Here is a 19,466-nt window from a genome sequence, read left to right on the forward strand (position 1 = left end):
GGAGAACAGGTGCAACCGAGGTTCTCCACAGGGGTCGGGCGCGGGTGCTCCCGCTCGCCTAGCCTTCCGTCATGGATCTCCGCACTGTGCTCGTGGTGCTCGCCCACGCGGCCCTCCTCGTCATCGCCGTCGCGCTCGCCGTGATCGACGCCCGCACGCATCGACTGCCGAACCGCATCGTGCTGCCGACCCTGGCGGGGGCCGCGCTGCTCGCGGCGACCGAGGCGATGCTCACGGGGGAGAGCGCGGCGCTCATCCGCGCCGGGTGGGGGATGGTGCTCCTCGGCGGCTTCTACGCGGCGCTGCGGATCCTCGGAAGGTCGGGGATGGGCGGCGGCGACGTGAAGCTCGCCGCCCTCATCGGCCTGGTGCTGGGGTGGCACGGGTGGACCGCGCTCGCCGCGGGGGCGGCATCCGCCTTCGTCCTCGCCGCGCTGTACGCCCTGGTGCTGATGGCGCTGCGCAGGGCGGACGGGGCCACGCGCATCGCCTTCGGTCCGTGGATGCTGCTCGGGGCGCTTCTCGGCATCGCCGTGACGTGGGCGCCCCTGCCGACGGTGACGGCGCTAGGGTGAGCACATGGCACTCGCACGACTCCACGGCGGCCCGCTGGACGGGCAGATCATCCCCCTCGGCGACGCGGACGACAAGCTGATCGTCCCCTACAGCGAGACCCAGGTGGTGTACAACCGACGGGGCGAACCGCAGAACACCGGTTCGCACGACGGCCCCACCGAGATCGACTACTGGTACGACGAGTCCCTCGAGGACATCAATCCCGCGGATGTCTGAGGCGCCGTCCGGATCCGAGCCCTCGCGCACCGTCGAGGTCGAGCGCAAGTACGACGTCGACGCGGACACGACGCTGCCCGACTGGCGGGACATCCCCGGAGTCGACGCGGTGTCGGAGGGAGAGCTGCGCGAGCTCGACGCGCGCTACCTCGACACGGCCGACGCCGCCCTCTCCCGATCCGGCGTGGCGCTGCGACGTCGCACGGGCGGGCCCGACGCGGGCTGGCACATCAAGGGACCCCGCGAGGGCGACGGTCGGCTGGAGATCGGCTGGCCGCTCGGCGAAGATGACGGCATCCCGGACGCCGTCTCCGCTGCTCTCGCGCGGTGGACCACCGCGGAGCTGACACCCCTCGCGCGCATCGAGAACAGCCGCACGGCCTATCTGCTCACGGGGCCGGCCGGCGTCGTCGCCGAGTTCGTGGACGACAGGGTCAGGGCGACCGACCTCCGCCACGGAGTGCAGCGCGAGTGGCGGGAGTGGGAGCTGGAACTCGGCTCCGCAGCCCCCGACGATCCCGAGGGGCGGGAGGGGCTGTTCGCCGCCGCGGAGAGGGCGATCTTCGCCGCCGGTGGTCGCGACGCGGCATCCGGCTCGAAGCTCGCGCGCGCACTGGGGTTCTGAGGGCGAGCGCAACCCCCTTCCGCGCGGACCCGGCGCATGCTTGAGTGACAGCATGCGCCCACCCGCCAGGCTCCGTTCCCTGCAGACGATCGTCCCCGACACCCTCCTCGTGCAGGACGAGGTGCGCGACGTCTTCGCCGCCCAGCCCGACATCGGACGGCTGGCGCAGCGCATCGTCGGGGCCTCGTTCAACGGCTCCGGCATCGACACCCGCCACACGGTGATCGACGAGCTGTCGCTGACGGCCGACGTCGCCGACCCGGTGTTCTTCGATCGGGCGAGCGGGCGTCTGCTGTCCCCTGGCACCCGGGAGCGCAACGAGCGGTACGTCCGTGAGGCCTCGCGGCTGTTCGTCGAGGTCGCCCGGCGCGCCATCGCTGTCGATCCCGACATCGAGGCGGCCGATATCACCCACGTGGTCACCGTGTCCTGCACCGGCTTCCACGCGCCAGGCCCTGAGTACGAGATCGTCAGGGCGCTCGGTCTCCCCGACGGGGTGCAGCGGTACCACCTCGGCTTCATGGGCTGCTACGCGTCGATGCCGGCGCTGCGAGCGGCGAGCCAGTTCTGCGCCGCGGACCCCGAGGCGGTGGTCCTCGTGGTCAGCGTCGAGCTGTGCACGCTGCACCTGCGCTCCTCGGAGGACCCCGACACGATCGTGGCGTCGTCGCTGTTCGCAGACGGGGCCGCCGCGGGCATCGTCACCGCGCGCGACCTGCCCACGCCGGTGACGGCGCTCAGGCTCGACCGATTCCACACAGCCATCGCCCCCGAGGGGGAGAAGGACATGGCCTGGACCATCGGAGACAACGGCTTCGAGATGATCCTCTCCACCGCGGTCCCGCAGATCATCGGGGAGGCGATCATCGGCGCCCTGCGACCGCTGTACGCGGGCGAGCAGGAGCTGCTCGAGGCCTACGATGGCGGAGAGGTCTCCGAGGCCGTGCAGCACTGGGCGATCCACCCCGGAGGCCGCAGCATCCTCGACCGCGTGCAGGAGCGGCTGCACCTGAGCGATGTCCAGCTGCACCCGGCGAGAGAGGTGCTCAGGGTGAACGGCAACATGTCGAGCGCGACCGTGCTGTTCGTGCTGAGGAGCATCCTGGAGCAGGAGGACTCCCGCGACGGCGACCGCGTCGCTGCCATGGCATTCGGACCGGGGCTCACCGCGGAGAGCGCACTGATGACGGTCGAGTCCCCCGAGGGGTCATGAGCCCCGACCTCTCGGCCAGGGCCGTCGACGCCAGGGAGCTGATGGACGACCCCGAGGCGGACCAGCGGATGCTGGAGCGCACCTATCTGCGCTTCGAGATGGTGAACCGTGTCGTCTCCGGTCCTGGAGCGCTGTACCGCCGCGACATTCGTCCGCGAGCCCGACAGCGACCTCTGCGGATACTCGACGTGGGATCCGGCGGCGGCGACCTCTGCCGCGGGCTCGCGGCTCGTCTCCGCCGCGACCGGCTGGATGCCGACATCACGGCTCTCGACGCCGACGGCAGGGCGACCCGGTGGGCGCAGGCGCATGACGGCGGTGCGGGCGTGCGGTACCGCTGCGCGCTCACGGCCGAGCTCGTGCGCGACGGCGAGGTCTTCGACGTCGTCCTGTCCAATCATCTGCTGCACCACCTCGAACCGGGTGAGCTGCAGCAGCTGCTCCGGGAGACCAGGCAGCTCGTCGGAGAGGACGGGGTCGTGGTGCACGGCGACATCGCGCGCAGCCGGACGGCCTATGCGCTGTTCGCGGCATCCACCCTGCCGTTCTCGCGGAACCTGCTCGCTGGATCGTTCATCCGCGCCGACGGCCTCACCAGCATCCGCCGCTCCTACTCGCCGCGGGAGTTGGTCGCGGTCGCCCCTCCTGGGTGGCTGGTGCGTCGGCGTCTGCCCGCACGGATCGAGCTGAGATGGGACGCGGCGGATGCCTGACCACGATGCCGTCGTGGTCGGCGCGGGTCCGGTGGGTCTCCTCGCAGCGTGTCTGCTGATCCGGCGCGGGCTCGACGTGGCGGTGCGTGAGAAGCGGGAGGGGCCGGACCCGCGCAACAGGGCGATCGGGATCCACCCGGCCGGCCTCGGTGCGCTCGATGCGGCAGGTGTCGGAGACGCGGTGCGCGCGGAGGCGCTGGCGCTCCGCGGAGGCGACGTTCTCAGTCGGGGCCGGATGCTCGCCTCCGTCGACTTCGCCGAGGGGCGGCGGGTCCTGATCCTTCCGCAGCGTCGGACCGGGGCGCTGCTCGCGGAACGGCTCGAGGGGCTCGCGCCCGACGCTCTCCGCCTCGGGTGCGCCGTCGTCGATATGCGGGAGGAGCGCGATCGCGTGCGGGTCGTCACTGAGTCCGATGGCGCCCGTGAAGAGCTCACCGCGTCGTTGGTCATCGTCGCCGACGGAGTGCGCAGCGGCCTGCGCGACGGTCTGGGGCTCTCGTGGACGCAGCGTCCGGGAGCGGCGACGTACGCCATGGCCGACGTCGTCGACCGGTCAGGAGGAGATCGTGCGCGCCTCCACTGCGAGCCGGGGGGACTGGTGGAGAGCTTCCCGCTTCCGGGCGGCATGCGGCGATGGGTGCTGCGCGAGGACGGGCAGGGTCTCGGCGATCCTTCCGCGTTCCGGACCGCGATCGCTCAGCGCGTCGGCGCCGAGCTGGAGGCGGATCCGGCGCCCGTCGTGTTCGACGCCGCTCAGCACCGGGTCGACCGTGTCGTCGTCGGAGGGCGCATCGTGCTGCTCGGCGACGCCGCTCACGAGATCAGTCCGATCGGCGGTCAGGGGATGAATCTCGGCTGGATCGATGCGCAGCGTCTCGCGGCATCCGTCAGTGCGTCGGGCGCCGCCGATCTGTCGGAGTTCGCGCGGCGCGGAGCCAGAGCGGCGGGGCGGGTGCAGCGGCGAGCACGCTTCTACATGTCGATGGGCGCCCCCGCCGGCGGGATGCCGCTCCGCGTGCGGGAGGGCCTGATCCGGGCGCTCGGCGCGCCCCTGCTGCGTGAGCGCACGGCGGACATCCTGACGATGGGGCGCCTGTAATAGACGCAGAACGGGGTGACGACGAAACCGTCGTCACCCCGTTCGATCCTGCGTCGATCAGAAGTTGATCATGTGCCCCGCGAGGCCGTGGAAGCCCTCCTGCAGCGCCTCCGACAGCGTCGGGTGGGTGTGCACGTTGCGGGCCAGCTCGAGGGCCGTGAGGTCCCACTTCTGCGCGAGGGTGAGCTCGGGAAGCAGCTCAGACACGTCGGGGCCGATCATGTGGGCGCCGATGAGCTCGAGGTGCTCGGCATCCGCGATGAGCTTGACGAAGCCGACGGGCTCGCCGAGGCCGTGGGCCTTGCCGTTGGCCATGAACGGGAAGGTCGCGACCTTGATCTCGCGGCCCTCGTCCTTCGCCTGCTGCTCCGTGAGGCCGAACGAGGCGACCTGGGGGGAGCAGAACGTGGCACGCGGCATCATGCGGTAGTCGCCCAGCGTCTGGGTCTCGGCGCCGCCGATGGTCTCGGCCGCGACGACGCCCTGCGCCTCCGCCACGTGGGCGAGCTGGAGCTTGGCGGTCACGTCGCCGATGGCGTAGATGCCCTCGACGTTGGTGCGCATGTGGTCGTCGATGTCGATCGCACCGCGCTCGGTGAGCTTCACGCCGGTGTTCTCCAGGCCGAAGCCCTCGACGTTCGGGGCGAACCCGACGGACATCAGCACCTTGCCGGCCTCGATGGAGGCCTGCTGGCCGTCCTTGCCGGTGTACGTGACGGTGACGGACGAGCCGTTGTCGACGATCGTCTCGACCTTGGTCGAGGTGAGGATGTCGACGCCGTAGTTCTTGTACTGCTTCGTGATCTCCTTCGACACGTCGGCGTCCTCGTTGGGGAGGGCGCGGTCGAGGAACTCGATGATCGTGACCTTGACGCCGTAGTTCGTCAGCACGTAGGCGAACTCCATGCCGATCGCGCCGGCGCCGACGATGACGATCGACTCGGGGAGCTCGCGGGTCATGATCTGCTCTTCGTAGGTCACGACGTTCTGGCTGAGCTGCACTCCCGGCAGCAGGCGCACCCTCGAGCCGGTCGCGATGATCACGTTGTCGAACGTGACCTCCTCTGTCGTCCCGTCGGCCTTGGCGACGGAGATCGCCTTGGGGCCGGTGAAGGTGCCGCGACCGTTGTACTCGGTCACCTTGTTCTTCTTCATCAGGAAGTGGATGCCCTTGACGCGGCCCTCTGCGACCTCGCGGCTGCGGTCGAACGCCTTGCCGAAGTCGATCGTGAACTCGCCCGAGATGCCGAAGAAGTCGGCCTTGTGATTCAGGGTGTGTGCGAGCTCCGCGTTCTTCAGGAGGGCCTTGGAGGGGATGCAGCCCACGTTGAGGCAGACACCGCCCCAGTACTTCTCCTCGATGATGGCGGTGGAGAGGCCGAGCTGCGCGCTGCGAACTGCAGCGACGTATCCGCCAGGACCTGCACCAAGGATGACGACGTCGTAGTGTGGCATGCTCCCAGCCTATCGTTCCGAGGGGGAGTCTGAGCCGGCCGGAGGCCGGTTTCCACGTCGTGAAAGAAGCACGATGACGACGGCCGCGACGACGAGGACGCCGACGATCCCGAGGACCCAGAACCCGACCGGGTCCGCGCCCTCGACGGCATCCTGCGGGGCCTGAGTCGCGACGGCCTCGGGGGTCTCCGACGGTGTCGTGGAGGCGGTGGCGGTCGGCGTGGCGGTGGGGGCCGTGACCGTGCTCGTCGTCACGGTGAAGGAGAACTCGCCCGAGGTCGGGTGGCCGTCGCTCGAGACGATCTTCCAGATGACGTGATAGACCCCGGCGTCGCCCTCAGCGGCGAGCGGCTGCGTGACGATGGCGCCGTCCACGGTCGCGGGCCCGTCGGTCACCGAGGCGCCGGCGGCATCCGTCACGACGACCTCGGTCGCGCCCTCGCCGGTGATCAGCTTCTCGCTGAAGGTGAGGGTGATCTCGCCGGGCAGCGTCTCGACCGTGCCGTCTGCGGCGGGGGATGACGCGATGAGCGCATCGTGCGCCGAGGCGGAGAGCGGCGCGAACAGCACGACGAAGGCGGCGAGCAGGGCCGCCGCCAGCGCTGCGGGGGCGAGAGGGATGCTGCGAGCTGTGGTCTTCACCGCTCCAGCCTATGAATCCTCCGTATGGGATGGCTGAGTGCACCTGCACCTCCCGGAGGCCGCCTTCGATCGGTTAGTCTGGACGATCAGGAGGGCACAGTGACAGACAACGACAGCCGACCGGCCGGCGACGCCGCGATTCACCGTTCCGGTGAGCAGAAGCACGACGTGACGCAGACGTTCGGGCACGATTCGGATCTTTCCTTCGTGCCGTTCGGCGTGGAGCTCACAGACGTGGAGCAGAGCGCCATCGCCTCCCTTCCGTCGGGATCCGCCCTGCTGCTGGTCCGCTCCGGCGCTCTCGCAGGGGCCCGCTACCTCCTCGACACCGACGTCACCACTGTCGGCCGTCACCCGGAGGCCGACATCTTCTTCGACGACGTGACCGTGTCGCGCCGTCACGCCGAGATCACCCGCACGGGGACCTCCTTCGAGATCATCGACCAGCGGTCGCTCAACGGCACCTACGTCAACGGCGAGCGGGTCGACCGCAGCCCCATCGTCGACGGCTCCGAGCTGCGCGTCGGCAAGTTCCGGCTGAACTTCTTCGCTTCACCGCTCGACCGCGTCGCGGCGAACGACTGATGGCGGCCGCTCCCGCCCGCGAACGGTCTGCGTCCGCGGGCCTGCTGAGCATCGGTCAGGTCCTCGCCCGGCTCACGCCGGAGTTCCCCGATCTGACCTCCAGCAAGCTGCGCTTCCTCGAAGTGCAGGGGATCGTCACCCCGTCCAGGACCGAGTCCGGATACCGCAAGTTCTCGACCGCCGACATCGAGCGGCTGCGCCTGGGGCTCACGCTGCAGCGCGACCACTACCTGCCGCTGAGCGTCATCCGCGAACAGCTCGACGACGCCGATGCGAGCGGCGAGGCGGCGGGAATCGTCCCGCCTCCGTCGATCACCCCCACCCCTCGGCGCTACCGCCGAGAGGAGCTGCTGGCCGCGGCGGGCGCCGGGCCCCAGCTGCTCAACGACGCGATCAGCACCGGAGTGATCACGGCGCAGGAGAACTACCCGGAGGCGACGGTCACGCTGCTGCGCAGCCTCGTGGGCCTCGACCGCCACGGCATCGAGCCGCGGCACCTCCGGTCGCTGCGACAGGGGGCCGAGCGGGAGGTCGCGCTGATCGAATCCGCGCTGTCCGCACTGCTGCGTCGCACTGATGCTGCATCGCGGGCGAAGGCGAGCGAGATGGCTCCCGAGCTCGCCGCGAAGATCGACGAAGTGCGCTCGCTCTTCGTCAAGGACGCGCTCACCAGGGTGCTTTCGTAACGAACTGATTGCGACACACCTTCGAGGTCGCACGGATGTCATTGCCGCTGCCTGGACGCTGCTCTAGCGTGGAGGTAACAGCTCCAGGGAGGACTTCAGATGAGTGCGGATGAGCGTGCAGGCGACCCGCGGTTCGTGACCGAACTCCTCTTCACCGACGGTCTTCCGGCGATGGACGACGAGGTCGGGTACCGCGGTGCAGTGGCGGCTCGCGCAGCCGGGATCACCTATCGTCAGCTGGACTACTGGGCGCGCACCGAGCTCGTGGAGCCGACCGTCCGCGGCGCCAGCGGCTCGGGTTCGCAGCGCCTCTACGGCTTCCGCGACATCCTCGTGCTCAAGCTCGTGAAGAGCCTTCTCGACACGGGCATCTCGCTGCAGCAGATCCGCACCGCGGTCGAGGAGCTCCGCCGCGCCGGCATCCGCGACCTCGCGGGCACCACGCTGATGAGCGACGGCGCCTCGGTCTACCTGTGCACCTCGAACGACGAGGTCATCGACCTCGTGAGCCGCGGCCAGGGCGTGTTCGGCATCGCCGTCGGGAAGGTCCTGCGCGAGGTGGAGTCCACTCTCGTGGAGTTCGATCCCACGGCGCCCGACCCCGTCGACGAGCTCTCGGCCCGACGGTCCAAGCGCTCCGCCTGAACGTCACCGGAAACGGAAAACGCCCGCTCATCGAGCGGGCGTTTCGCGTAGCGGTGGGGATCAGGCCTGAGGGCCGGTCTCCGCGACCTGGATGCGTCCGGTGCGGATGATCCGGTCGAGCAGCTGGTCGAAGTCGGCAGCGAGCTCCTGTGCGGAGTCTCCCGGCCAGATGTGCAGCGGCTTCGCCGCACCCTGGGCCTGCTGCAGCGACGTGCGCTCCGGCAGCTGGGGGGAGAGCACGAGCGGGCCGAACATGTCACGCAGCTCCTTGATGCGGAACTGGTGCTCGATCGACTGCGGGCGCACGCGGTTCACGACGATGCCGAGCGGCTGGAGGCGAGGAGAGAGTCCACGACGGATCTCCTCGATCGCGCGCAGGGCGCGATCCGCCGCGGCCACGGAGAACAGGCCGGGCTCGGTGACGACCATGACGCGGTCGCTCGCGGCCCACGCCGTACGGGTCAGCGCGTTCAGCGAGGGCGCGCAGTCGATCAGGACGAGGTCGTAGTCGGCCTCGACGGATGCCAGCGCCTCCTCGAGCTTCCACACGTCGCGGACGCTGGGGTGCGGCCCGTCGAAATTGATCGCCGAGGGGCTGCCGATGAGCACGTCGATCGTGCCGGGGTGCACCTTCGCCCAGCCGCTGGAGGTGATCGCCTGACGGACGACCTTCTCCTTCGGGTTCGCCAGGACGTCGGCGATGTTGAGCCGGCCGGCCACCTGGATATCCATCCCGGTGGACACGTCGGACTGCGGGTCGAGGTCGACGACGAGCGTCCGGACACCACGGGCGAAGGCCGCTGAGGCCAGGCCGAGGGTCACGGTCGTCTTGCCGACGCCTCCCTTGAGAGAGCTGACGCTGAGTACGTGCACGGACACCACGTTACCTTCCCCTAGGCTGGGGGAACACTCAGCCCCGCCCCATGCGCGTCGAAAACGCCGTGCATCGAGCTCTTAGAGGTGTGCATGTTCACGAAGATCCTTGTGGCGAACCGCGGCGAGATCGCGATCCGCGCCTTCCGTGCGGCCTTCGAGGTGGGAGCGAGGACCGTGGCGGTCTTCCCCCACGAGGACCGCGGATCCGTTCACCGGCTGAAGGCCGATGAAGCATACGAGATCGGGGAACGCGGTCATCCGGTCAGGGCCTACCTGAACGTCGACGAGATCATCCGCGTGGCGCTGGAGGCCGGAGCGGACGCGATCTACCCGGGTTACGGATTCCTCTCGGAGAACCCCGAACTCGCGGAGAAGGCGGCCGCCAACGGCATCGTCTTCATCGGGCCTCCCGCGAACGTGCTCGAGATGGCGGGGAACAAGGTCGAGGCCAAGCGCCACGCGATCGAGGCGGGCGTGCCCGTCCTCCGCTCCACCGAGGCGTCGGATGACGTCGAGGCTCTCGTGGCCCAGGCCGACGGGATCGGCTTCCCGCTCTTCGCGAAGGCCGTCGCAGGCGGCGGCGGACGAGGGATGCGCCGCGTGGAGACGAAGGGCGAGCTGGCCCCCGCTCTCGCGGAGGCCATGCGCGAGGCGTCCAGTGCCTTCGGCGACCCGCGCATGTTCCTGGAGCAGGCCGTCCTGCGACCTCGCCATATCGAGGTCCAGATCCTCGCCGACAAGACCGGCGAGACCGTGCACCTCTTCGAGCGGGACTGCTCGGTGCAGCGGCGCCACCAGAAGGTGGTCGAGATCGCTCCGGCCCCCAACCTCGACGACGGCGTCCGCACAGCCCTGCACGGCTACGCGGTCGCCTTCGCCCGCTCGATCGGGTACGAGAACGCCGGCACCGTCGAGTTCCTGCTGGAGACGGCGGGGGAGCGCGCGGGAGAGGTCGTCTTCATCGAGATGAATCCGCGCATCCAGGTCGAGCACACGGTCACCGAGGAGGTCACCGACGTCGACCTCGTGCAGAGCCAGATGCGGATCGCCGCGGGCGAGACCCTCGCCGACCTCGGGCTGCAGCAGGAGAACCTGCACCTGCGCGGTGCGGCCCTGCAGTGTCGGATCACCACGGAGGACCCGACCCAGGGGTTCCGGCCCGACACGGGCAAGATCACCACGTACCGGTCACCGGGCGGTGCGGGCGTCCGTCTCGACGGCGGCACCGTGCACCAGGGCGCGCAGATCAGCCCGCACTTCGACTCGATGCTGGCGAAGCTGACCTGTCGAGGACGCGACTTCCCCGCCGCGGTCGCCCGCGCGCGCCGCGCCCTCGCCGAGTTCCGCATCCGTGGCGTCTCCACCAACATCCCGTTCCTGCAGGCGCTGCTCGACGACGACGCCTTCGTGGCCGGAGACGTGAGCACGTCCTTCATCGACGAACGTCCTGAGCTGCTCCGCGGACGGATCTCCAAGGACCGCGGGACGAAGATCCTGAACTGGCTGGTCGACGTCACGGTGAACAAGCCGCACGGGGCCCACCCCGGCGTCGTCGATCCGGTGGCGAAGCTCCCTACGATCGACCTCGCCACCGCGCCCGCTCCCGGATCACGGCAGCGGCTGCTCGAACTCGGACCGGAGGGGTTCGCGAAGAGCCTGCGTGCGCAGTCGGCCCTCGCCATCACCGACACGACGTTCCGCGACGCTCACCAGTCGCTGCTCGCGACGCGTGTGCGCACGAAGGACCTGGTCGCCGCTGCTCCCTACCTCGCCCGCCTGACCCCCGGACTGCTGTCGGTGGAAGCCTGGGGCGGCGCGACCTACGACGTCGCGCTGCGGTTCCTCGGCGAGGACCCGTGGGAGCGGCTCGACAAGCTGCGGGCGGCCCTGCCGAACGTCGCCATCCAGATGCTGCTGCGTGGGCGCAACACGGTCGGCTACACGCCGTACCCCACCGCGGTCACTGAGGCGTTCGTCTCGGAGGCGGCCGCCAGTGGCGTCGACATCTTCCGCATCTTCGACGCGCTCAACGACGTCGAGCAGATGCGTCCAGCGATCGAGGCCGTGCGTCGGACGGGCACCGCGGTCGCGGAGGTCGCTCTCTGCTACACGGGAGATCTGCTGAACCCCGCCGAGGACCTCTACACCCTCGACTACTACCTGGCGCTCGCGGATCAGATCGTCGCCGCCGGAGCGCACATCATCGCGATCAAGGACATGGCGGGCCTGCTCCGCCCCGCAGCGGCGGCGAAGCTCGTGGCGGCTCTGCGCGAGCGCTTCGATCTGCCCGTGCACCTGCACACGCACGACACGCCAGGCGGCCAGCTCGCGACCCTGCTCGCCGCGAGCGCTGCGGGCGTCGACGCGGTGGATGCGGCATCCGCTCCGCTCTCGGGCACCACGAGCCAGCCCTCGCTCTCGTCTCTCGTCGCGGCGCTCGCGCACACCGAGCGCGACAGCGGTATCGACCTCGATGGGGTCTCGGACCTCGAGCCGTACTGGGAGGCCGTGCGCCGTCAGTACGCGCCGTTCGAGTCCGGCCTGCCCGGACCCACGGGGCGCGTGTACCACCACGAGATCCCGGGCGGCCAGCTGTCCAACCTGCGCCAGCAGGCGAAGGCTCTCGGACTCGCCGACGACTTCGAGCTGATCGAGGACATGTACGCGGCGGCCGACCGCATCCTCGGTCGCGTGCCGAAGGTGACGCCCTCCTCCAAGGTCGTCGGAGACCTCGCGCTGCACCTCGCCGCCGTCAAGGCGGATCCGGCGGACTTCGAGGCGAATCCCGAGAAGTACGACGTGCCGGACTCGGTGGTCGGATTCATGGCCGGCGAGCTGGGCGATCTTCCCGGCGGCTGGCCCGAGCCCTTCCGCACGAAGGTGCTCGCGGGGCGCGCGGTGCGCACCGGAATGACCGAGATCTCCGCCGACGACGAGACCGCACTCGCGGGAGACAGCGCCGCGCGTCGGGAGAGACTGAACACCCTGCTGTTCCCCGCTCCGACGAAGGAGTTCGCTCAGATGCGCGAGCTCTTCGGCGATCTCTCGGTCCTCGACACGAGCGACTACCTCTACGGGCTCGTCCAGGGACAGGAGCACCTCATCGAGATCGACCGCGGCGTGCAGCTGTACGTCGGGCTCGAGGCGATCGGCGAGGCGGATGACAAGGGCATGCGCACGGTCATGACCACCCTGAACGGGCAGCTGCGCCCGGTGTTCGTGCGCGATCGCTCGATCGTCGTCGACGCCCATGAGGTCGAGAAGGCCGACACCTCCGTGCCCGGTCAGGTGGCGGCGCCGTTCTCCGGCGTGGTCACCCTGAAGGTCGAGGTAGGCTCCGCCGTCAGGGCAGGGGAGCCCGTCGCTTCGATCGAGGCGATGAAGATGGAAGCGGCGATCACGGCGCCGGTCGACGGGGTCATCGAGCGCCTCGCGATCGGAGAGACGCAGCAGGTGGACGCAGGAGATCTTTTGGTCGTGATCCGCCCCGCGCACTAATCTTGTGCGGGCGAGGGCCGCGCACGCACGTGACGCACCCGAGGCCCGCACAAGCTTGGAGTGACATCGTGACCGTGAAAAAGGGGTCCACCCCGAAAGACGAAGAGTCGAGAGGGGTGCTCGACGAAGCCGCGTCCCTGGACACGTCCGGAATCGGCATCCTCGGCGGCACGGCCCAGGTGAACGTGATCCTTCCGCAGGCGGACGATGACGATCTCGCCGACGACGGCGTCGTCGACGGCGAGGTCGTCGATCTGATCATCGACGACGAACCGGTCTTCGATCGCACATCGTTCGTCGAGAACGAGATCGCGCCCGAGGCGGATGCCGTCATCGAGTCGATCGTCATCGAGCTGCCCGCGGACGCGGAGATGCCGCCGACCGTGCCGTCCGCGGAGGCGGTCGAGGTGCCGGCGTCGTCTGACGGGACCGTCGAAGAGTCCGCGCCCGAGGCCGCGCTGCCGGAGTCTCTCGAATCCGAGTCTCTCGAATCCGAGGTCGCAGAGGTCATCGTGTCGGAGGTCGTCGAGTCGGAGCCCGTCGAGGTCACCGACGCCGAGGCCGAGATCACAGCGGCCGATCGCATCGCCGTGGCCGATCACATCGAGGTCGACGAGCCCGCGGTCGCCGAGAGCGCAGCCGCGGTGGTCTCATCTGAGGCTGAGGCTGAGGCTGAGGCTGAGGCTGAGGCTGAGGCTGAGGCTGAGGCTGAGGCTGAGGCTGAGGCTGAGCCCGCGCCCACGGCTGAGCCCGAACCTGAGCTCGCAGCTGAGTCCGAGACTGCGCCCGAGCCGGAAGCCGTGAATGAGCCCGAGCCCGAGCCCGAGCCCGAGGACGCCGTCGCTGCCGAGGCGGCAGCGGCCGCTGCCTTCATCGCGCGTGCGAAGGCCGATCTCGAGGCCAAGGCGACGGCTCTCGCCCCTTCACCGTCTGTCGCATCCCGAAAGGAGATCCCCGTCGTGAACGATGCGAAGGAGAAGTCCGTGGCGACGCAGCCCACCCGTGCGTCGCGCACCGAGGTGGCGCTCTCGTCGAAGCGCCTCGACGATCTGGGGGAGGCCTCGCGCGAGAGCGCCGATCTGCTCACCGCCGACCGTCTGCTCGACCCGAGCCGCGTCACCAGGCCCGAGCCGGAGGGCGCGTGGAGCCACTTCCTCTACACGGTCTCCGGGCGTCGCATCAACATCGGCGACGGCAGGCGTGCTCGCGAGCGAAAGGCTCTCAGTGCGAGGATCGCGGCCCCACTGTCCGGCGGCGCGCGCTTCGTGCCCGTTCTGTCGCGCAAGGGCGGCGTCGGCAAGACGACGATCACCGCGCTCCTGGGGATGGCGCTCGCGGATGCTCGCGAGGACAGGGTCATCGCGGTCGACGCCAACCCCGACAGGGGCACTCTCGCCGATCGCGTCGTGCGGTCGGCCCACAGCCGGACGGTGCGCGACCTCGTGCGCATCCACGATGACGTGAAGGGCTACCACGACATCTCCTCGATCGTCGCACGCGACGCCACCCGTCTCGATGTGCTGGCCTCGGATTCCGACCCCCGCATCGCGGAGGCGTTCAGCGACAGCGACTACCGCGACGTCGCAGGCGTCGCGGCGCACTACTATTCCCTCGTCCTCACCGACACGGGCACGGGCATCGTCCACTCCGTGATGTCGGCGACGCTCGACCTCGCCGACCAGGTCGTGATCGTGTCGGGTCTCAGCGTCGACGAGGCGCGGTTGGCGTCCGAGACGCTGACCTGGCTGGAGACCAACGGATACGCGGAGCAGGCACGGGAGGCCATCGTGGTGCTCAACCAGTCCACGCCCGGTGCTCCGCTGGTGCGGCTGAACGAACTCGAGGCGCACTTCCGCACCAGGGCCAAGAAGGTCGTCCGGGTGCCGTACGATTCCCAGATCGCGGGAGGCGGCACGATCGTCTTCGCAAACCTGCAGCCGGAGACCCGTGTCGCGGCGCGAGAGCTCGCGGCGCTGCTGGTCGAGGGCCTCCGGGCGAAGGCCGCCTGATGGCCGTCCGTGAGATCCGCGTGTTCGGCGACCCCGTGCTGCGCACCGTGTGCGCGCCGATCGAGGTGATCGACGACGGCGTGCGCGCCCTGGTGACCGATCTGGTGGAGACCGTGGAGCTGCCCGGACGGGCGGGCGTCGCCGCTCCGCAGATCGGCGTCGCGCTGCGCGCCTTCAGCTACAACATCGACGGCGACATCGGCTACGTGTTGAACCCGGTGCTGACGGAGGTCCGCGGTGAGGCCGTGCCGACCGGCGAGGGCTGCCTCTCGGTGCCAGGGCTCTGGCACGACGCTCTGCGGCATCCGTGGGCCCGTGTGGAGGGCATCGATCTCGACGGCAACCCCGTGGTGCTGGAGGGCGACGGTCTGCTGGCCCAGGCCCTGCAGCACGAGACGGATCACCTCGACGGCAAGCTGTACCTCACCCGCCTCGATCCGGAGACCCGCAAGGTCGCCATGCGCGAGGTGCGCGAGAGCTCCTGGTTCTGACCGGTCATGCAGAAGGGCCCCGCCTCGGCGGGGCCCTTCTGCATGACCATGGTGGATCCGAGCTCAGCCGCCGATCGCGACGTTCGTGGTGGCGACGGGCTCGTCGTAGATCGCCGAGATCTCGTCGGCGAAGTCGCTCATGATGACGTTCCGCTTGATGGAGAGCTTGGGCGTGAGGTGTCCCGAGGCCTCAGTCCACTCGCTGTCGAGGATCGTGAACTTGCGGATCGACTCCGCGCGGGAGACGCGGGTGTTCGCGGCATCCACCGCCTTCTGCACCTCGGCGCGCACGGCGGCGTTCGTCGACGCCTCCTCGAGGGACATGTCGGCCGGGAGCCCGTTGTTGCCCAGCCAGGTCGGGAGCATCTCGGGGTCCAGCGTGATGAGGGCGGAGATGAACGGCTTCTGATCGCCCACGACGACCACCTGACCGATGATCGGGTTCGCGCGGATCGGGTCCTCGAGCGCGGCGGGGGCGACGTTCTTGCCGCCCGCCGTCACGATGATCTCCTTCTTGCGACCCGTGATCGTGAGGAAGCCCTCGGCGTCGAAGGTGCCGATGTCGCCGGTGCGGAACCAGCCGCCCTCGCTGAACGCGTCGGCGGTCGCCTGCGGGTTGTTCCAGTACTCCTTGAACACGTTGATGCCGCGGACCTCGATCTCGCCGTCCTCGGCGAGACGGATGCCGACGCCGGGGAGCGCGGGGCCCACCGTGCCGATCTTCGACTTGTCCGCGAGGTTGACCGTGGCGGGCGCCGTGGTCTCGGTCAGGCCGTAGCCCTCAAGGATCACCACGCCGAGGCTGTGGAAGAAGTGGCCGAGACGCGCGCCGAGGGGGGCGGAGCCGGACACGGCGTAGACGACGTTGCCGCCCATGGCCTCGCGCAGCTTGCTGTAGACGAGCTTGTTGAAGAGCGCGAACTTCAGGCGCATGCCGAACGGGATCGGCTTGCCGGCCTCGAGGAGCTTCGAGTGCTCGATCGCGACCTCGGCGGCGGCGCGGAAGATCTTGCCCTTGCCGCCGGCCTCGGCCTTCTGCTCGGCCGAGTTGTAGACCTTCTCGAACACGCGGGGCACCGCGAGGAGGAAGGTCGGTTTGAAGGATCCGAGCGCCGGCAGCAGCTGCCGGGTGTCGGGCTGGTGGCCGGTGCGGACGCCGGCGTGCACGTCGAGGATCGAGATGAAGCGCGCGAACACGTGCGCCGTGGTGATGAACAGCAGCGTGGAGGCTCCGGGCGTCTGCACGACCTCGTTGAGGGACTTCGCCGCGTTGCGGGAGAGCTCGACGAAGTTGCTGTGGGTGAGAACGCAGCCCTTGGGGCGGCCGGTCGAGCCCGACGTGTAGATGAGGGTCGCGATGTCGCTGCCGACCGCGAGGTTGCGTCGACGCTCGATCTCGTCATCCGTCACCGCGGCACCCTGCGCGGTGAGGGCGTCGATCGCTCCGAGGTGCATCTGCCAGACCTCGCGGATCAGGGGGAGGTCGCCGCGGACCTCGTCGACCCGGGAGAAGTGCTCGGGGGACTCCACGAGGAGGGCGATGGCGCCGGAGTCCTCGAGGATCCACTGGATCTGCGACGGCGAGCTGGTCTCGTAGATCGGGACCATCACGGCCCCGGCGTAGAACAGCGCGAAGTCGACGAGCGTCCACTCGTACGTCGTGCGAGCGAGGAAGCCGACCTTCTCTCCCGGCTGGATGCCGGCGGCGGCGAACCCCTTGGCCAGGGCGATCACGGCCGTCTGGAAGTCGGCGGCTGTGATGTCGCGCCAGCCTTCTCCTTCGGGCACGGAGAAGAGCGCGAGGTTCGGAGTGGCTTCGACGCGCTTCGCCAGGATGTCGGAGATGTTCGCATCTGGGTCGGCGGGGACGACGGCGGGGACTTCAAACTGGACCACGGCAGCTCCTTCGGTACCGGTCGGGCACGTGTTCACCCGAGTCTAAGGCATGGGACTGAATTTCATTCAGGATGAAACTCAGTCGCCACCGTGAATGGAAGCCATCCACGGCGCTAGACTTCACCACGATGTTCTACTGGCTGATGAAGTACGTCGTGATCGGCCCTCTGGTGAAGGCGATCTTCCGACCATGGGTGGTGGGCCGAGCGAACGTGCCCGCCAGCGGCGCGGCGATCCTCGCCAGCAACCATCTGTCGTTCGCCGACTCGATCTTCCTGCCGCTCATGCTCGACAGGTCCATGTCCTTTCTCGCCAAGAGCGACTACTTCACCGGACGTGGCATCAAAGGCCGTGCGACGAAGTTCTTCATGAAGGCCACGGGTCAGCTGCCGATCGACCGTTCTGGTGGCAAGGCATCCGAGGCATCCCTCAACACGGGACTGCAGGTGCTGGGCGGCGGCGACCTCCTCGGCATCTATCCCGAGGGGACGCGCAGCCCCGACGGCAAGCTGTACCGGGGGCGCACCGGCATCGCCCGGATGGCGCTCGAGGCCAAGGTCCCCGTCGTCCCGGTGATCATGGTCGACACCGACACGGCGATGCCGATCGGCCGGCGCATCCCGCGGATCATGCGCGTGGGGATCGTCATCGGAGAGCCGCTCGACTTCTCGCGCTACGCGGGCATGGAGAACGACCGCTACATCCTCCGATCCGTCACCGACGAGATCATGGTCGCGCTCCAGCGACTGGGGGAGCAGGAGTACGAAGACGTCTACGCGTCGACCGTCAAGGACCGCCTTCCGACCGCTGCCACACGGCGCTCCTGAGCCTCAGCTCCCGCTAGGCTGGGGGCATGCTCCCGCACCACATCGACGCCCTTGACGCGTGGCGCTCGCTCCCGATCAAGCAGCAGCCGCAGTGGCCCGACGCAGAGCGCGTCGCCGAGGTCTCCCGCCAGATCTCGACCCTCCCTCCGCTGGTCTTCGCCGGTGAGGTCGACAACCTCCGGGATCGCCTCGCTCGCGCGGCATCCGGCCGGGCGTTCCTGCTGCAGGGCGGCGACTGCGCCGAGACGTTCGCCGGAGCGACCGCCGAGCAGATCCGCAACCGCATCAAGACGGTGCTGCAGATGGCCGTCGTGCTCACCTACGGCGCATCGATGCCCATCGTGAAGATGGGACGCATGGCCGGGCAGTTCGCCAAGCCGCGCTCCAGCGACTCCGAGACCCGCGGCGACGTCACGCTCCCCGCCTACCGCGGCGACATCGTCAACGGCTACGACTTCACCGAGGGATCCCGTCAGGCCGACCCCGGCCGACTGCTGCAGGGGTACCACACGGCCGCGTCCACGCTGAACCTCATCCGCGCCTTCACACAGGGTGGTTTCGCCGACCTCCGCGAGGTGCACTCGTGGAACAAGGGCTTCGCGCAGAACCCGGCGAACCAGCGCTACGAGCGCATGGCCGCCGAGATCGACCGCGCGATCAAGTTCATGGAGGCCGCGGGTGCGGACTTCGACGAGCTCAAGCGCGTCGAGTTCTTCACCGGTCACGAGGGCCTGCTGATGGACTACGAGCGGCCGATGACGCGCATCGACTCCCGCACCGACACCCCGTACAACACCTCGGCGCACTTCCTCTGGATCGGCGAGCGCACCCGTGAGCTCGATGGCGCGCACGTCGACTACTTCTCGAAGATCCGCAACCCCATCGGCGTCAAGCTCGGCCCGACGACGTCCCCCGACACGGCGCTCGCGCTGATCGACAAGCTCGACCCGAACCGTGAGCCCGGTCGCCTGACCTTCATCACGCGCATGGGCGCCGGCAAGATCCGCGATGCGCTTCCGCCGCTGCTCGAGGCCGTCCGTGATTCGGGTGCGCAGCCGCTGTGGGTCACCGACCCGATGCACGGCAACGGCATCACCACGCCGACCGGGTACAAGACCCGTCGCTTCGACGACGTCGTCGACGAAGTCCGCGGATTCTTCGAGGCGCACCGCGCGGTGGGCACGTTCCCCGGAGGCATCCACGTCGAGCTGACCGGCGACGACGTCACCGAGTGCCTGGGCGGTTCCGAGCAGATCGACGAGGCCGCTCTCGGCACCCGGTACGAGAGCCTGTGCGACCCGCGTCTGAACCACATGCAGTCGCTCGAGCTCGCCTTCCTCGTGGCCGAGGAGCTCGAGAAGCGCTGACACGCGCCGAACGCCGAATGAAGAAGGGCCGGAACCTCCTGGGTTCC

Annotated in this window: 18 protein-coding genes; 14 read left to right on the plus strand and 4 right to left on the minus strand. The window is 69.3% G+C overall.

Going from position 1 to position 19,466, the window contains the following annotated elements; all coding sequences use genetic code 11:
• Positions 1 to 71 precede the first annotated feature (71 nt).
• Genes LC438_RS07495 through LC438_RS07520 form a run of 6 tightly spaced genes read left to right on the plus strand, consistent with a single transcriptional unit; the run spans position 72 to position 4,442 of the window.
• Positions 72 to 575, plus strand: a complete 504-nt coding sequence (locus tag LC438_RS07495) for an A24 family peptidase (protein WP_105676947.1) — start codon at positions 72 to 74, stop codon at positions 573 to 575.
• Positions 576 to 579: 4 nt separating this feature from the next.
• On the plus strand, positions 580 to 792 hold the full coding sequence (locus LC438_RS07500; protein WP_105676946.1) for a response regulator: 213 nt from the start codon (positions 580 to 582) through the stop codon (positions 790 to 792).
• Entirely contained in the window at positions 785 to 1,417 is a 633-nt protein-coding gene (locus LC438_RS07505; protein ID WP_105676945.1) for a CYTH domain-containing protein, read from the plus strand. Before LC438_RS07500 ends, LC438_RS07505 begins: the two co-directional genes overlap by 8 nt.
• Before the next feature lie 52 nt (positions 1,418 to 1,469).
• Positions 1,470 to 2,630, plus strand: coding sequence for a type III polyketide synthase (locus LC438_RS07510; RefSeq protein ID WP_105676943.1), 1,161 nt, complete (start codon positions 1,470 to 1,472; stop codon positions 2,628 to 2,630).
• Positions 2,627 to 3,343 (plus strand): methyltransferase domain-containing protein, encoded by a 717-nt coding sequence (locus LC438_RS07515; protein ID WP_223586244.1) that lies wholly within the window; start codon positions 2,627 to 2,629, stop codon positions 3,341 to 3,343. The genes LC438_RS07510 and LC438_RS07515 overlap by 4 nt, the downstream gene beginning before the upstream one ends.
• Positions 3,336 to 4,442 (plus strand): NAD(P)/FAD-dependent oxidoreductase, encoded by a 1,107-nt coding sequence (locus LC438_RS07520; RefSeq protein ID WP_223586245.1) that lies wholly within the window; start codon positions 3,336 to 3,338, stop codon positions 4,440 to 4,442. Before LC438_RS07515 ends, LC438_RS07520 begins: the two co-directional genes overlap by 8 nt.
• A 57-nt stretch (positions 4,443 to 4,499) precedes the next feature.
• Here LC438_RS07520 and lpdA read toward each other — a convergent pair whose 3' ends face one another.
• Together lpdA and LC438_RS07530 are read right to left on the minus strand one after the other, a co-directional pair.
• Entirely contained in the window at positions 4,500 to 5,897 is a 1,398-nt protein-coding gene (lpdA, locus tag LC438_RS07525) for a dihydrolipoyl dehydrogenase (RefSeq protein ID WP_105676939.1), read from the minus strand.
• Between the two features lie 9 nt (positions 5,898 to 5,906).
• Positions 5,907 to 6,539: a copper resistance CopC family protein gene (locus LC438_RS07530; protein WP_223586246.1), complete on the minus strand. Its 633-nt coding sequence runs from the start codon at positions 6,537 to 6,539 to the stop codon at positions 5,907 to 5,909.
• A gap of 99 nt (positions 6,540 to 6,638) precedes the next feature.
• Here LC438_RS07530 and LC438_RS07535 point away from each other — a divergent pair, with 99 nt between their 5' ends.
• The 3 genes from LC438_RS07535 to LC438_RS07545 all read left to right on the plus strand — a co-directional run bounded on the left by LC438_RS07535 (position 6,639) and on the right by LC438_RS07545 (position 8,455).
• Complete coding sequence (locus tag LC438_RS07535) at positions 6,639 to 7,124, plus strand: FHA domain-containing protein (RefSeq protein WP_105676937.1); 486 nt, start codon at positions 6,639 to 6,641, stop codon at positions 7,122 to 7,124.
• Positions 7,124 to 7,810: a MerR family transcriptional regulator gene (locus tag LC438_RS07540; RefSeq protein ID WP_223586247.1), complete on the plus strand. Its 687-nt coding sequence runs from the start codon at positions 7,124 to 7,126 to the stop codon at positions 7,808 to 7,810. The genes LC438_RS07535 and LC438_RS07540 overlap by 1 nt, the downstream gene beginning before the upstream one ends.
• A 99-nt stretch (positions 7,811 to 7,909) precedes the next feature.
• Entirely contained in the window at positions 7,910 to 8,455 is a 546-nt protein-coding gene (locus LC438_RS07545) for a MerR family transcriptional regulator (RefSeq protein ID WP_105677517.1), read from the plus strand.
• A 60-nt stretch (positions 8,456 to 8,515) separates the two neighbouring features.
• On the opposite strand, the gene LC438_RS07550 is transcribed toward LC438_RS07545, so the two are convergent.
• Positions 8,516 to 9,328, minus strand: a complete 813-nt coding sequence (locus tag LC438_RS07550; protein ID WP_105677519.1) for a ParA family protein — start codon at positions 9,326 to 9,328, stop codon at positions 8,516 to 8,518.
• 93 nt (positions 9,329 to 9,421) lie between these two features.
• Here LC438_RS07550 and LC438_RS07555 point away from each other — a divergent pair, with 93 nt between their 5' ends.
• From LC438_RS07555 to def, 3 genes are all read left to right on the plus strand, one after another.
• Complete coding sequence (locus LC438_RS07555; protein WP_223586248.1) at positions 9,422 to 12,829, plus strand: pyruvate carboxylase; 3,408 nt, start codon at positions 9,422 to 9,424, stop codon at positions 12,827 to 12,829.
• A 68-nt stretch (positions 12,830 to 12,897) separates the two neighbouring features.
• Positions 12,898 to 14,838 carry a MinD/ParA family protein gene (locus LC438_RS07560; protein ID WP_223586249.1) on the plus strand — a complete coding sequence of 647 codons (1,941 nt, stop codon included), beginning with the start codon at positions 12,898 to 12,900 and terminating at the stop codon, positions 14,836 to 14,838.
• Positions 14,838 to 15,329, plus strand: a complete 492-nt coding sequence (gene def / locus LC438_RS07565) for a peptide deformylase (RefSeq protein ID WP_105676492.1) — start codon at positions 14,838 to 14,840, stop codon at positions 15,327 to 15,329. Before LC438_RS07560 ends, def begins: the two co-directional genes overlap by 1 nt.
• A 63-nt stretch (positions 15,330 to 15,392) precedes the next feature.
• Here def and LC438_RS07570 read toward each other — a convergent pair whose 3' ends face one another.
• Positions 15,393 to 17,225 carry a long-chain fatty acid--CoA ligase gene (locus LC438_RS07570; protein ID WP_105676490.1) on the minus strand — a complete coding sequence of 611 codons (1,833 nt, stop codon included), beginning with the start codon at positions 17,223 to 17,225 and terminating at the stop codon, positions 15,393 to 15,395.
• A gap of 128 nt (positions 17,226 to 17,353) precedes the next feature.
• Here LC438_RS07570 and LC438_RS07575 point away from each other — a divergent pair, with 128 nt between their 5' ends.
• Both LC438_RS07575 and LC438_RS07580 read left to right on the plus strand, forming a co-directional pair.
• Complete coding sequence (locus LC438_RS07575; RefSeq protein WP_223586250.1) at positions 17,354 to 18,052, plus strand: 1-acyl-sn-glycerol-3-phosphate acyltransferase; 699 nt, start codon at positions 17,354 to 17,356, stop codon at positions 18,050 to 18,052.
• 26 nt (positions 18,053 to 18,078) lie between these two features.
• On the plus strand, positions 18,079 to 19,419 hold the full coding sequence (locus tag LC438_RS07580; RefSeq protein ID WP_105676486.1) for a class II 3-deoxy-7-phosphoheptulonate synthase: 1,341 nt from the start codon (positions 18,079 to 18,081) through the stop codon (positions 19,417 to 19,419).
• The last annotated feature ends 47 nt before the right edge of the window (positions 19,420 to 19,466 follow it).

The organism is Microbacterium sp. OVT16B, from assembly GCF_019969705.1.
In the GTDB taxonomy this organism is placed as follows: Bacteria; Actinomycetota; Actinomycetes; order Actinomycetales; family Microbacteriaceae; genus Microbacterium; species Microbacterium natoriense.

What these genes read in the sequence shown, in the direction of transcription:
- LC438_RS07495 (WP_105676947.1), top strand. Translation starts at nt 72, where the DNA reads ATGGATCTCCGCACTGTGCTCGTGGTGCTCGCCCACGCGGCCCTCCTC.
- LC438_RS07500 (WP_105676946.1), top strand. Translation starts at nt 580, where the DNA reads ATGGCACTCGCACGACTCCACGGCGGCCCGCTGGACGGGCAGATCATC.
- LC438_RS07505 (WP_105676945.1), top strand. Translation starts at nt 785, where the DNA reads ATGTCTGAGGCGCCGTCCGGATCCGAGCCCTCGCGCACCGTCGAGGTC.
- LC438_RS07510 (WP_105676943.1), top strand. Translation starts at nt 1,470, where the DNA reads ATGCGCCCACCCGCCAGGCTCCGTTCCCTGCAGACGATCGTCCCCGAC.
- LC438_RS07515 (WP_223586244.1), top strand. Translation starts at nt 2,627, where the DNA reads ATGAGCCCCGACCTCTCGGCCAGGGCCGTCGACGCCAGGGAGCTGATG.
- LC438_RS07520 (WP_223586245.1), top strand. Translation starts at nt 3,336, where the DNA reads ATGCCTGACCACGATGCCGTCGTGGTCGGCGCGGGTCCGGTGGGTCTC.
- lpdA (WP_105676939.1), bottom strand. Translation starts at nt 5,897, where the DNA reads ATGCCACACTACGACGTCGTCATCCTTGGTGCAGGTCCTGGCGGATAC.
- LC438_RS07540 (WP_223586247.1), top strand. Translation starts at nt 7,124, where the DNA reads ATGGCGGCCGCTCCCGCCCGCGAACGGTCTGCGTCCGCGGGCCTGCTG.
- LC438_RS07545 (WP_105677517.1), top strand. Translation starts at nt 7,910, where the DNA reads ATGAGTGCGGATGAGCGTGCAGGCGACCCGCGGTTCGTGACCGAACTC.
- LC438_RS07555 (WP_223586248.1), top strand. Translation starts at nt 9,422, where the DNA reads ATGTTCACGAAGATCCTTGTGGCGAACCGCGGCGAGATCGCGATCCGC.
- def (WP_105676492.1), top strand. Translation starts at nt 14,838, where the DNA reads ATGGCCGTCCGTGAGATCCGCGTGTTCGGCGACCCCGTGCTGCGCACC.
- LC438_RS07575 (WP_223586250.1), top strand. Translation starts at nt 17,354, where the DNA reads ATGTTCTACTGGCTGATGAAGTACGTCGTGATCGGCCCTCTGGTGAAG.
- LC438_RS07580 (WP_105676486.1), top strand. Translation starts at nt 18,079, where the DNA reads ATGCTCCCGCACCACATCGACGCCCTTGACGCGTGGCGCTCGCTCCCG.